This is a genomic window from Desulfovibrio sp. SGI.169, assembly GCF_050313595.1.
Taxonomy (GTDB): domain Bacteria; phylum Desulfobacterota; class Desulfovibrionia; order Desulfovibrionales; family Desulfovibrionaceae; genus Desulfovibrio.
In genome coordinates, this window is sequence record NZ_JBNPLS010000012.1 from 10,650 (window position 1) to 23,261 (window position 12,612).

A 12,612-nucleotide genomic window follows, 5' to 3' on the forward strand; every position below is an offset into this window, starting at 1 on the left:
ACGGCATGCCATGAAAAAATACTTGCGTTATCTGGGCCCCGTTCTGGTCACCGCCATTTTTTTGCTGGCGATCTATCTGCTTTACAACAAGCTTAAAGCGTACAGCATCGTTCAGATTCGGGAGAGCATCCAGCAGATTTCCTACGGTCGCATTGGCCTTTCTCTGGCGCTCATGGTCATCAATTATATGATTCTGGTGGGCTATGACTGGCTGGCCCTGAAAGCCATCCACAAAAAACTGGCCTTGCCGCGCGTGGCTCTGGTTTCCTTTGTGGGGCAGGCCGTCAGCTACAACTTTGGCGCGCTGCTGGGCGGCACCAGCGTGCGCTATCGCTTTTACTCGGCCTGGGGCTTCTCCCTGACGGACATCGTGCGTCTGGTGCTCATGCTGGCCGTGACGTTCTGGGTGGGGGCGCTGGGGCTGTGCGGCATTATTTTCATGGTCGCCCCGCCGGTGATACCCGACGAACTGCTGAAGCATATGCCCATCGCGGATGTGCGCATTCTGGGCGTGATTCTTTCCATGATCGCCTGTTCCTATCTGGCGCTCTGTTTCGCGGTGCGCAAGCCGGTGCATGTTTTCGGCAAGGAATTTGTCTTTCCCGCGCCGCGCATCGCGGTGGCCCAGTTTGTTGTGGCGGGGGTGGACATCATTGCCGCGGCGGCCTGCATGTATGTAATGCTGCCCGACAACATGGGCATCGGTTTTCTGGATTTTCTGCCCAGTTATCTCATGGCCCAGGTGGCTGTGGTGCTGACCCACATTCCCGGCGGCGTGGGCGTGTTCGAGCTGGTCATTCTGCATCTTACCCACACCGACCACGAGCAGATGGTCTTTGCCGCGGTGCTGCTTTTCCGGCTTATTTACTACATTATCCCTCTGCTGGCGGCGGCCGCGCTGCTGGCCGTGTACGAAGCCCGGCAGCGCCGCCACATGCTGCGCGAGGCCGGGCGCTGGCTTTCGGTGCTCTCGCATTCCATCGCGGCCTACGCTGTCTTTGTGGGCGGCCTTGCCCTGCTGGTTTCGGCCACACTGCCAACCTTGCCCCACAAGGCGGCGCTGCTTGACGCCTGGCTGCCCAGGGGCGTGTCGGCCGCGGGACATTTTGTCTGCGCGCTTTCCGGCGCTGCGCTGCTCTTCGTCTCATATGGCCTGGAGCGCCGTCAGACCCGCGCGTTCAAGCTGAGCGCATGTTTTTTGATTGCAGGCATGGCGGGCGCGCTGCTCAAGGGCTTTTCCTGGGAGGTGGCCCTGATGGCCGGCGTGGCGCTGCTGGCCGTCTGTCTGGCGCGGCGGCGTTTTTATCGTTCCTCCTTTTTCTGGGAAGAACCCATCCCCCTGCACTGGCTGGCCGGGGCCGTGGGCGCGCTGGCGCTGATTTTCTTTCTGGGCTGGGCCATCTATCATCCGGCCTGGGACCGGGCCGCAAGCTGGGGCTTTGAGCGCCCCCTGAACGCCTCGCGGACATTGCGGGCGTTTGCGGGCATTGTTCTTGTGCTGTCGCTCTCCTGGTTCTGGCGCGTGACCCTGCGGCAGCGGCGGCGTCTCAGGGAAAAGAAGGCGGCCGCCCCGGCGGAGCCGCCGTTCAGACCGGCGGCGAAAAAATAGCCGTATTTTCAGCCTGCAGCACAGCGGGCAGGCGGGCGATCAGCTCTCCCACCTGCGTGGCCGGAGTGGGCGCGCAATGCCGGGCCAGCAGGCGCGCGGCCCGCGCGGCGGCAAGCGTCGCCAGGCCGAGGGGCAGGCCGCCGGCCAGAAAGGCCGTCGCCAGCCCCATAACCAGGTCGCCCGTGCCGCCGATGCATTCCATGGCCGGTACGGAAGGGCTGCTCACCGTGGCGCTGATTTCTCCACCGCAGACAATATGATCAACCCGCCCCTTGACGATCAGGTTGGGCGGGCAGTTGCCGTGTCGCCGCGCCCGTTCCAGCAGGCCGGGAATATCCTCTTCTTCGGCCAGCAGAAAGCCCCGCGTGTAAAAAGGGTGGGGGGCTTTTTCGTCAGCCAGAAAGGCCAGCTCGCCCAGGTCGGGAGTGAAAAGATCATAGCTGTCGGCGTAGCCGCTCATCTTGGCCGCGTACATGAAGCCCGCGTCGGCCGCCAGCAGCGGTTTGGGAGTCAGCGCCTGGAGGACCAGAAGAACGCGGTTGTGCCAATCCACATCCGGGAAAAGATAGTGAAAGGTCAGGCCCGTCAGCCCCCCGGGCAGTCCGGCCGGCAGTGCCGGCAGGCGCTTTTCCAGCCAGGCGTACGCGGCCCGGCTGCCTGATCCGGAACCCGTGTCGCCGGCCAGGAGCAGACGGGGCGCGGGAAAACCGCAAGCGGCGCAGGCCAGCAGGGCCGTGGCGGCCAGAGCCGCCGTGCCCCGCCGCACGGGCACGCGGCGGTTGTCGGGCAGTATCAGCGCCTCGCCGTCCACCCGGCTTTCAGAAAAAACGTCGTCCGGGCGCAGAGCGAAATCCGCATCGGGCACGGTTCCCACGATCAGCCACATGCGCGCTGCCTCCGTAATTCCTCAAAGGCTTTCTGCAAACTGTAGCAGCAGAGCGTCCGGCCCAGACTGAGGGGTTCCGGCGCTTCGGCAAGGCGCAGCCCGCACAGGCTCTGGGCCAGCCATGGCACGTCTGGACAGCCGCCGCCGGAAATATTGACAATGCGCTCATCGGTGGTGTCGATGGTGATTTTCATGTTGGCCGCCCGCACCATCAGCCAGCGGTCCAGGCGCCTGGTCTGGAAGAGGGAAACAGGCTCCAGCAGCACGTCATGGGCGCTGACCACCTGTTCCGGCGGAATGCCGGCCCGCTTGAGCCGTTCCAGCACCGCCGCCTGGCTGATCAGCGGAAAGACCACCACCATGTCGCAGCCGGTGCGCAACCGCGGCGGAGGCCCCTTGACCTCCACCGCAAAACCGGCTTCACGCAGCAGGCGTTCGGCCTGAATCACCTCGCCGGTATGGGAAAAAACCAGCAGGCCCCGGTCGCTGAGCCCCGCGCTGCTCTCTCGGGCGGGCCGGGCGTGCAGGAGACGGCGCAGACCGCCGGAAAGCCGGGCAAACCAGGAATGTCGTTGTTCGGGCATAGCTTCCCCTGGCGGGGCGCGGCTCGCTGATGCGGATTCCACGCCCCGCGCCGGAATGTGAGTGGATCAGGCTTTGCCGATGTTCAGCCGGGTCACGCCCTGGTCTTCCTCCTGGGCCTCCACGCTGAAGCCGTGATTGCGGGCCGCGCGGCTCACGTTTTCACGGCTGGCGTCGTTATCCACCAGGACGCTGAAAGGGCCGTCGGCATTGTCTTTGACGGCGGTCAGAAAAAGCAGAACCGGCTGCGGGCAGGAAAGCCCGCGGGTATCGATAAGAGTGGACATCAGGCGCCTCGCTTGCAGTTGAAAAAGCCGATGAACAGGCAGATGACCAGCCCGCTGATGGTGGCGGCCGCCCCATGCGCGCCGATGCCCGCGCCGCTGGAAGCCATGCCGAAGTTGTGGGCCATGGCCGTGCCCACAATCAGCCCCGTGGCGAATACGGCGGCGTCATTGTCGCCCTCGCCGGCCATGAAAAGCTGCCGGCCGGGGCAGCCGCCCGCCAGCGCAAAGGCCAGCCCGGCGGTGACCATGCCCAGGAAGTTCCACAGGTCGTCGGGCTGGGCAATGGGCTGATTTTCAAAGCCCCAGTGAAAGGAGCCCAGGCTCAGGTTAAGCACCAGGGCCGCGGCCAGCATGGCCAGAAAGCCCAGAGCCAGATGCCATTGTCTGAAAAGCATCACGTCGCGCAGCGCCCCCATGGTGCAAAAACGGCTGCGCTGGGCCAGAAAGCCCACAACCAGGCCCGCGCCCAGAGAAATCAGAAAGGGCGCGTGCTGTGAGCCTGGCCCCTTGACCGAGTAGAAAAGCACGCCGCTCTGGGGCTGGCCCTGAATCTGCGGATCCATGAGGTAGAGAACCGTCAGGGCCAGCATGATGCCTGGCAGCGCCAGACCGGAAATGCGCCCCTGGCTCTGGCTGCGGCCCAGGGAAAAACCCTGGCGGAAAAAGAGAACGCCGATGCCCACGCCCACGATCAGACCGGCCAGGCCAAAAAGGGCGTGGGCGTCGCCCCCGGCCAGGCGCAGGATTACGCGCCAGGGGCAGCCCAGAAAGACCAGCGCGCCGATGCCGGCGATGGCGCCGAGCAAAAAGCGGATGATGGGCGAGGAGCCGCCGCGGGGCTTGTATTCGCCGAAGGCCAGCGCGGCCATGAAGGCGCCGAGCACCATGCCCAGGATTTCCGGGCGCAGGTACTGAACCACGGCGGCCCGGTGCAGGCCCACAGCGCCCGCGATATCACGGTTGAAGCAGACCACGCAGATGCCCATATTGCCCGGATTGCCCGAGTGTTGCAGCCAGACCGCCAGAACCCCGAAGATCAGGCCCGTGACCACAATGCCGGTCGTGGTGGAAAAAATGTTGAAACCAGATTTCATAAAAATCCCCATGGTTATGGGCGCGCGCGCCCGTTGCGAACGCCGGTCAGTCGCACTGACCGGCAACGCGGACGGGGATTTCGGAAAATCAGGCTTGCCGGGTGAGGAAAAAGCGCAATCCTCCGCGCCGCCGTCCGCATACGCTCCACGCCGTGAAGCTCAGTGGATTGCGTCAGGTCTGGCGCAGGAACATGGCCGTCCTCCTGGCAAGAGGTGAAAAGGAAATGAAAAAATCGCGCGCTGCCGGGCCGCCGAAGACGTTCTGCCTATTCGCCGCTGAGGCGTACCGCGTCTTCGCCGTCGCGCTCTTCCAGCAGCACGTCCACATGCTCGTGGCGGCTGGTATTGACCACCCGGCCCACATAGTCGGCGTGGATGGGCAGTTCGCGGTGTCCGCGGTCAATGAGCACCAGCAATTCCACGGCCCTGGGGCGGCCGTAGTCCAGCAGGGCCTCCAGAGCCGCGCGGATGGTGCGGCCGCTGAACAGCACATCGTCCACAAGAATGATCACACGCTCATCCACGTTGCCGGGAATCCTGGACTGCCCGATGTGCGGCTTGCCCTCCAGGCTGGTCCAGTCGTCGCGGTACAGGTTGATGTCCAGAGTGCCCAGCGGCGCCGGGCAGGCCAGACCGGCATTGACGCGTGCAGCCAGTCGCCGGGCCAGATCCGCGCCGCGCCGCTGAATGCCCACCAGCATCACATCTTCGCAGCCGGCATGCCGTTCCAGCACCTGAGAGGCCAGGCGATCCAGAATGCGGGCCATTTCATCTTTTTCCAGCAGCAGGGTCGAGCTCATGTGTCCTCCAGGGCGGCGTCAGCGCCGTGTGAGGCAATATAGCCGCTTTCGCCGCTCAAGAAAAGCCCCGCCGGCGATTGACAAGCCGTATTCTTGTCCTTAGATATTTCGGAATTAGAATAAGGAGGCCATATGCTCGAACTGACGGATAGCGCCCGCAAAGAGCTGGAAGCGTACTTTGCGGATAAGAAAAAGGAAACGATCCGGGTCTACTCTGTCAGCGGCTGAGGCGGGCCGCGGCTCGCGTTGGCTCTGGATGAGCCGAATGATCAGGATCAGACTGAGGAACAGGGCGGTTTTACCTTCTGCATCAACAAAGACCTGCTGGCCCAGGTGCAGGGGGTCAAAATTGATCTGACCTATATGGGCTTTGCGGTGGAACCCACAGTGCCCCTGGCCGCCCCGGCAGGCGGCAGCGCCTGCGGTTCCTGCTCCAGCGGCTGCGGCGGCAATTAGTAAGGAGTGCCGGGCGGCGGTTCCTTTGCTTTTTTGCGCCAGGCTTGCTCCGCGCACGCGGCGGCCCCGCCCGATAAAAAGCGAGAGCCGCCGCATGCGGCGAACATGCGCCCGCAGACTGCCTTTCTCCGCCGGAGTGTCGCCAAAGCGCCTTGATTCTGAGGCATCCGTTTTCTGCGCATGCCGTGAAACCTTTGACGGCACGCCCCGATATGGAGGAAGCATGCTGGAACTGACCGAAAGCGCCCGCAAAGAGCTTGAAAGCTATTTCGAGGGCAGGGAAAAAGGCGTCATTCGCGTTTATCTGGCCCCCGGCGGCTGCTGCGGCCCGCGCCTCGCGCTGGCTCTGGACGCCGCCACTGACCAGGATCAGAGTGAAGAGCGGGGCGGCTTTACCTTCTGCATCAATAAGGAATTGCTGGCCCAGATACATGGCGTTAAAATAGATCTGAGCCAGATGGGCTTCTCTGTGGAGCCTGAGGCTCCGTTGCCGGAAAACGCCGGCGGAGGATGCGGCAGCTGTTGCGGCGGCTGCGGTTCTCATTGAAACGGATGAACATTGACGCTGTGCAAGGCCCATGGTTCGGAACCCGTCAGGCCGTGGCATAAGGCGGTGGGGCGCACTGCCCTGAATCGCCGCAAGGCGAAGGGCGCGCCCAAGGCGTGGGAAACCGCGCGCTTTTCCTGACCTGCGCGTGGCGAATCCGACATGGCCCTGTGATTTCAAATGGGGGGCGGTCATGCGACCGCCCCCGTTCTTGGCGTAATTCATGCAGAATCTCAGCGCATTGCTTGCGAATCGGGATAACCGGCTTTACCTGAAGCGCAGCGGCATGGTCACGCGCTGCCGCCTGGCCTGCGAGGCTCTGGCCCAGGGGCGCGGCGCGGTGATTCTCGCCCGCGATCGTGAGGAATTTCATGCGGCCCGCGCCCTGCTGACGCTTTTTTTGCCCCAGCTTTCCCTGGGGGATGCTCCTGTGGGCAAGCCCGTGTGGGAAAGCCCCTGTCTGAGCCTGCCCGCCATGAGCCAGTGGCGGGACAGGGACAGTTGGGCCGCCCGGATGGCCGCGCTGTACGCTCTGGCCCAGGGCGGGCCGCGTTGTGTGGTGGCCGGCGTGGAAAGCGCGCTGTTGCGCTATATGCCGTTGAAATTTTTTGATGCGCGCACTCTGGACCTCCAGCGCGGAGGCGAATATTCACCGGAACTCATTCTGGATCAGGCCGTGGAGTGGGGGTACGAGCGCGTCTCGCTGGTGACCCGCCCCGGCGACATGGCCCGGCGCGGCGATATTCTGGACATTTTTCCGCCCGGTTACGCCAGGCCGGCGCGCCTGGAGTTTTTCGGCGATTCCATTGAGGAAATGCGCCTCTTTGACGCCGAGAGCCAGCGCTCTCTGCAACATCTTGAGGCATTGACCCTGCTGCCCGTGAGTCCGCTGGCGCTGGACAAAAACGGTCTGGCGTCGGCCCGCAAACGCTGCGATCAGATGTTCAGCGAAGGCCGGATCAGCGAAAACGAATGCTATTCCTTCAAAAAAGCGCTGGATGGCGGCGGCGCGGGCATTCTGCCCGGCGTGCTCTGGGAAGCGTCCACGCTGCTGGAAGAGTGGCTGCCCGCCGACAGCCTCTGGCTGCTGCCCGGCGAGGCGGATAGCGCCGCAGCCCTGCGCGACGGGCGTCTGGCGCTCAAAGAGAGCCTGGAAGCCGAAGACGCGCCCATGCGGCAGCCCGCCGCCCTGGCCCTGCGCAAAAATTCCCAGCCCGCGCCCTGGCGGAATTTCCAGTGCGTCTTCGCTGAACCCCTGGTCATGGGTGTGGAGGAGCGGGGCGCGGACTTTCAGGAGCGCGCCCTGCACGCCTTCAGTGAGCTGTTCCCCTTGCCCGCCGCGCAGGACAGGCCCTGGCAGCATCTGGCCGCCGGACTCAGGCAATGGCAGAGTCAACGCCGCCAGGTTATTCTGAGTTTTTCCTCCGAACGGGGGCGGAACAAGTTTCTCAAGCTGGCGGAACAGGACGGCATCAGCCCGGCCCTGCGCTACGCGCCCGAGGCGCATGGGCTGTTCGCCCTGGTATCGCCCTTTCGTTCCGGCGCGGAACTGGTCTGGGACAACAGCCTGGTGCTGGGAGAGGATATTATCTACCCTCGCGCGGAAAAGACGCCGCGCGCCGCCTCGCGGGCCTTCAAGGGCCTGGACAGTTTTGACGATCTCAAAAACGGCGACCTGCTGGTTCACCGCGATTACGGCATCGGACGTTTCGCGGGGCTGCACCATCTGAATCTCAACGAGGCGGCCAACGACTTTCTTCTTATCGAATATTCCGGGCGGGACAGGCTCTATGTGCCCGCCGACCGTTTGAGCCTGATTCAGCGTTTCAAGGGAAGCGAGGGTGTGGAACCCGCCCTGGACCGCCTGGGCGGCCCCTCCTGGGCGGCGGGCAAGGAAAAGGCCCGCAAGGCCATTGAAAAAATCGCTGCCGACCTGGTGGAGATGTATGCCTATCGCAAGGTGGCCAAGGGCTTCCGCTATGATCCGCCGGGCGAACTCTACCGCGAGTTTGAGGCTACCTTCGGCTTTGAGGAAACCCCGGATCAGGCCAAGGCCATTCAGGATGTGCTGGATGACATGGACAGAAGCGAACCCATGGATCGCCTGATCTGCGGCGATGTGGGCTTTGGCAAGACCGAGGTGGCTTTGCGCGCGGCGTTTCGCGCCGCCGCCGAGGGCCGGCAGGTGGCCTTGCTCTGTCCCACCACGGTGCTGGCCGAGCAGCATTACCAGACGTTCCGGGCCAGGCTGGCCGGTTTTCCGGTCAATGTGGGCCTGCTGAGCCGTTTCGTGCCCCGCCCCCGGCAAAAGGAGGTGCTCAGGGCCGCCGCAGCCGGGCAGATTGACATCCTCATCGGCACCCACCGCATTCTTTCCAATGATGTGAAGCTGCCCAACCTGGCCCTTCTCGTGCTGGACGAAGAGCAGCGCTTCGGCGTGCGCCACAAGGAAAAACTCAAGGCCCTGAAAAAAAACGTGGATGTGCTGACCCTGACGGCCACGCCCATTCCGCGCACATTGCAGCTTTCCATGTCCGGCATTCGCGAGCTTTCCATCATCGAAACCGCCCCGCAGGATCGCAAGCCCGTGGCCACGGCGGTGCTGCGCCGCGATGACGAGGTGCTGCGCAAGGTCATCGCGCGTGAAATCGAGCGCGAGGGCCAGGTGTTCTGGGTGTACAACCGGGTGCAGGGGCTTGAGCGCGTGGCGGAATATGTTCGCGGGCTCGCGCCCGACGCCAGGGTGGGCATGGCCCACGGCCAGATGTCCGAAACCGAGCTGGAAACCGCCATGCGCAAATTCTGGCATGGCGAACTGGATGTGCTGGTCTGCACCTCCATTGTGGAGTCGGGCCTGGATTTCCCGCGCGCCAACACCCTGGTGGTGGATCAGGCCCAGATGTTCGGCCTGGGCCAGCTTTACCAGTTGCGGGGGCGCGTGGGCCGCAGCGAACGGCAGGCCTATGCGTTTTTTGTCGTGCCCGATGCCGAGCGCCTCACAGCCGTGGCCGAGGAGCGTCTGCGCATCATCATGGACATGGATTACCTGGGCGCGGGTTTTCAGGTTGCCATGGAAGATTTGCGCCTGCGCGGGGCGGGCAATATTCTGGGCGAAGTGCAGTCCGGGCATATGAGCCGTGTGGGGCTGGATCTTTACCTGGAAATGCTTGAAGAGGCCGTGGGCCGCCTCAAGGGCGCGCCTTTGGCTCTGACCGCGGAAACGGAGCTGACTCTGGGCTTGCCTGCCCATATCCCCGCGTCGTATATTGACGACGGTCGTGAGCGCCTGCGCTGCTACAAGGCCCTGACTTCCGCCGTGGGCGGCCCGGCCAGGGAAGAGGCGGCGTTATCCATGCGCGACCGTTTCGGCCCCTTCCCCGAAGAGCTGAACAATTTTCTGGCCGTGCTGGATTTCAAGCAATTCCTCACGGAATTGCAGGTGCAGCGGGCCGACGTGTACCGGGACCATGTGCGCATGTTCTGGCCTGGCGGCCAGACCGCGGTACAGCCGGAACGCATTGTGGAGCTGGCGGCCGAAATGCCGGGCGCGCGTCTGCACCCCCCGGCGGGGCTGAGCCTGCCTCTGGCCGGGGAGCTTGCGTTTGGCGAGGGCCTGCAAGAAATACGGCTGGCGCTGGAAGGCATCCGCGCGTCAGCCTCCTGACAGGGCGGCGGTCAGTCTGGGGGAGTGAACATGGCGACGCGGGAAAACATCTTTGCTTATGTGAAGCGCGCGTTCCAGACAGAGCCGGACTATCCCTGGCGACGCTTCCCTGAATACGCCGTGTTGCGGCATGGTGGAAACGGCAAGTGGTACGGCCTGATTCTGAATTTGCCCAAAGCGCGGCTGGGCCTGGAAGGCGCGGGAAATATGGACGTCATCAATCTGAAAAGCGATCATGTGCTGGATATTCTTGTGAACAGCGCATCCGGCGCATTGCCCGCCTATCATATGAACAAAAAACACTGGATTACGCTTGTGCTGGACGGCGGCTTTCCCGACGAGGAACTGTACAAACTCATTGATGAAAGCCACAAACTGACGCAGTGAAGGACATGATGCGGCAGGGAGTTGTAAAGGCGGTCGAACCGCGCGTTGCGGGAATGCGCCTTGCGTTCTGTTGCGGGTTTGTTCCGCTGCTTTGCTGCTGCCTTCTGCTCGGCGCCTGTCTGGAGAGCCGTCTGCCCGAAGGCGTGGTGGCCATGGTCAACGGCGAGCCCATCCGCCTGCGAACGCTGCAGACCTTGCTGGACGGCCGTTCCGCCGCGCTGGGCATCCTGCAGCGTCCCTCGCTGGAGCACATGAAACGCCGCTACGGCGAGGCGCTGGGCGCGCTGATCATCCACGCCCTGGTGCGCCAGGAGTTGGAGCGTCTTCATATCCCCGTGGGCGACGCGGCCATGGAGCAGGCTGTGGCCCTGGTGCGCGACGACTACGGCCCCGGCGGCCTTTCCAAAGTTCTGACAGACGAATCTCTGGATGAAACCGCCTGGCAGACCCTGATGCGCGACCATCTGGCCATGCTGACCTTTGAAAAGCGGGTGCTGCTGCCCGGCATCCGGGTGCGTCTGGAAGAAGTGCGCGCATATTATCAGGAGCGTCAGGCTGACTTTCGGCTGCCTGAAAGTCTGGATGTCTGTTTCGTCTCTAGCGAGAACCGCGAAGCTCTGGAAGCTTTTTGCGAGTCTTTGCCGGCGGGCGGAAAAACGCCGCCCGAAACGGTGCTGGCGCAATGTCTGGAAGTCGGGGCCGACGAAGTGCCGCCGCCCTGGAACAGGGAGATGTCAGCCCTCAGGCCCGGGCACTGCCTTGCGGCCCGCCGCCGTGACGATGTCTGGGAGAGCGTCGGACTGGTGGAGCGCCTGAAGGCGCGCAGCCTGGAACTGTCCGAAGCCTACCCGTTGATTGAGCATATTTTGCGGGAGCAGAAAAAAAGCGCCGCGTTCGAGCAATGGCTGGAGAACAGCCTGTCCCGCGCCGCGGTCAGGGTTTCGCCCCTGCTCAGGGACGAGCTGCTGACGCCGCCTTCAGCCCGGCGAGGGGAACAGGACGGCGCGAATGGCCGTTCCGACATGCTCGACGCCTCGACCGGGATTGAGGAAAGCTTTGACGCGGGAGCGGCGGACGTTGAGGCGGATTCCGGCAAACCCGCGGACGACGCCGGCGACGGCGGGCGGCGCTGATTCGCGTTGTTTGCGGCGGAAAGCGCCCGATGGTTTGACGTGTTGGCCGGGCGCGGCGAAACGCGGGCTGAGCCTGTGGACAATCGCGACAAAACATGCGGCCGGCACAAGACGGAATCCCGGCTCTGTTGCCCGGCCCGGCGGACATTGCATCTCGGGTCGTTTTGCGATAGGCAGATGCCCATACAACAGCTTCCGGTAATTTCCTGGCGCAAAAGGGGAGACGCATAGTGAAGAAAACGCTTGTTCTGCTGCTGGCGGTCTGGCTTTGCGGCATTTGCGGCGCGCAGGCCGCCCAACTCAATAAAGTGGCGGCGGTGGTCAACGGTCAGGTCATCACTATGTTCGACCTCCAGAAAAACGCCATGCCCGAACTGGCGCGGGCCAGGCTCAACCCCGGCGATCCGAAGCAGACCCAGGCCGTGGACAAGGTTTTCCGCAAGGTGCTGGACATGATGATCATGGACATTCTGCTTGCGCAGGAGGCCAAACGGCTCAAGATCAGCGTTTCACCCGCCGAGGTGGATAACGAAATCGCCAAGTTGATGAAGGCCCGCAACCTGACCAAACAGCAGTTTGAAGCCCAGCTCGCCCAGCAGAAGGTCTCTGTCGGCGAGATACGCGAAAACTTTGAAAAATCTTTGCTGCGCCAGAAGATCATGGGCATGGAAGTGGGCCGCAAGGTGGTGGTGACCCCGGCTGAAATCAAAGAATACTACGAAGCCCACAAAGACAGTCTCTATGAACGCAGCGGCCTGCATATGGGCGTGCTGGTCTACGCGCCCAACGTCAACGCCCGATCCATTGCCGCCCAGATCAAATCCGGCAAGCTGAGCTTTGAAGAGGCGGCGGCCAAATATTCCATAGCCCCCAACAGGGACAAGGGCGGTGATATGGGGCCCGTGGAGTGGGATCGTCTGAACCCGGAATGGGAAGGGCGGCTCGCCAGGATGAAGCCCGGCGACGTGACCGAACTGTTTGACCTTCAGGGCCGCAAGGCCCAGGTTCATTTGTTCCGGCCCGGCGGCGGCGCGAGCAAGCAACTCACCCTGGAACAGGCTACCCCGCAGATCGACGCCATTCTGCGCCAGCCCAAGGCCGTTGAACGCTTTGAGGGCTATACCAGCCAGCTGCGCAGCAAGGCGGTCATTGATATCCGGCTGTAAG

At 63.4% G+C, this 12,612-nt stretch carries 12 protein-coding genes; 7 read left to right on the forward strand and 5 right to left on the reverse strand.

What is annotated here, in order from left to right; all coding sequences use genetic code 11:
- The first annotated feature begins 10 nt into the window (after window positions 1-10).
- Window positions 11-1,609: a lysylphosphatidylglycerol synthetase family protein gene (locus ACQRA4_RS07740; protein ID WP_427822502.1), complete on the forward strand. Its 1,599-nt coding sequence runs from the start codon at window positions 11-13 to the stop codon at window positions 1,607-1,609.
- Here the strand turns inward: ACQRA4_RS07740 and ACQRA4_RS07745 are convergent.
- From ACQRA4_RS07745 to pyrR, 5 genes are all read right to left on the reverse strand, one after another.
- Entirely contained in the window at window positions 1,587-2,495 is a 909-nt protein-coding gene (locus tag ACQRA4_RS07745) for an NAD(P)H-hydrate dehydratase (protein WP_427822503.1), read from the reverse strand. The two genes, ACQRA4_RS07740 and ACQRA4_RS07745, sit on opposite strands and share 23 nt — an antisense overlap.
- Window positions 2,486-3,079 carry a DUF3343 domain-containing protein gene (locus ACQRA4_RS07750; protein ID WP_427822504.1) on the reverse strand — a complete coding sequence of 198 codons (594 nt, stop codon included), beginning with the start codon at window positions 3,077-3,079 and terminating at the stop codon, window positions 2,486-2,488. Before ACQRA4_RS07750 ends, ACQRA4_RS07745 begins: the two co-directional genes overlap by 10 nt.
- A 66-nt stretch (window positions 3,080-3,145) precedes the next feature.
- The gene (locus tag ACQRA4_RS07755; protein ID WP_427822505.1) at window positions 3,146-3,364 is read right to left on the reverse strand and encodes a sulfurtransferase TusA family protein; all 219 of its coding nucleotides are present in this window, start codon (window positions 3,362-3,364) and stop codon (window positions 3,146-3,148) included.
- A complete protein-coding gene (gene yedE / locus ACQRA4_RS07760) occupies window positions 3,364-4,458 on the reverse strand; it encodes a YedE family putative selenium transporter (protein ID WP_427822506.1) in 1,095 nt (364 codons plus the stop codon). Before yedE ends, ACQRA4_RS07755 begins: the two co-directional genes overlap by 1 nt.
- Before the next feature lie 266 nt (window positions 4,459-4,724).
- Window positions 4,725-5,258 (reverse strand): bifunctional pyr operon transcriptional regulator/uracil phosphoribosyltransferase PyrR, encoded by a 534-nt coding sequence (gene pyrR / locus ACQRA4_RS07765; protein WP_427822507.1) that lies wholly within the window; start codon window positions 5,256-5,258, stop codon window positions 4,725-4,727.
- A 132-nt stretch (window positions 5,259-5,390) separates the two neighbouring features.
- Between pyrR and ACQRA4_RS07770 the strand changes: the two genes are divergently transcribed.
- The 6 genes from ACQRA4_RS07770 to ACQRA4_RS07795 all read left to right on the forward strand — a co-directional run bounded on the left by ACQRA4_RS07770 (window position 5,391) and on the right by ACQRA4_RS07795 (window position 12,611).
- Window positions 5,391-5,714 (forward strand): IscA/HesB family protein, encoded by a 324-nt coding sequence (locus tag ACQRA4_RS07770; RefSeq protein ID WP_427822508.1) that lies wholly within the window; start codon window positions 5,391-5,393, stop codon window positions 5,712-5,714.
- 223 nt (window positions 5,715-5,937) lie between these two features.
- Window positions 5,938-6,261 carry an IscA/HesB family protein gene (locus tag ACQRA4_RS07775; RefSeq protein WP_427822509.1) on the forward strand — a complete coding sequence of 108 codons (324 nt, stop codon included), beginning with the start codon at window positions 5,938-5,940 and terminating at the stop codon, window positions 6,259-6,261.
- Between the two features lie 223 nt (window positions 6,262-6,484).
- Entirely contained in the window at window positions 6,485-9,925 is a 3,441-nt protein-coding gene (gene mfd / locus ACQRA4_RS07780; protein WP_427822510.1) for a transcription-repair coupling factor, read from the forward strand.
- A 30-nt stretch (window positions 9,926-9,955) separates the two neighbouring features.
- The gene (locus tag ACQRA4_RS07785; protein ID WP_427822511.1) at window positions 9,956-10,312 is read left to right on the forward strand and encodes an MmcQ/YjbR family DNA-binding protein; all 357 of its coding nucleotides are present in this window, start codon (window positions 9,956-9,958) and stop codon (window positions 10,310-10,312) included.
- Window positions 10,313-10,317: 5 nt separating this feature from the next.
- The gene (locus ACQRA4_RS07790; RefSeq protein WP_427822512.1) at window positions 10,318-11,445 is read left to right on the forward strand and encodes a peptidyl-prolyl cis-trans isomerase; all 1,128 of its coding nucleotides are present in this window, start codon (window positions 10,318-10,320) and stop codon (window positions 11,443-11,445) included.
- Window positions 11,446-11,675: 230 nt separating this feature from the next.
- Complete coding sequence (locus ACQRA4_RS07795; protein ID WP_427822513.1) at window positions 11,676-12,611, forward strand: SurA N-terminal domain-containing protein; 936 nt, start codon at window positions 11,676-11,678, stop codon at window positions 12,609-12,611.
- Window position 12,612: the final 1 nt, after the last annotated feature.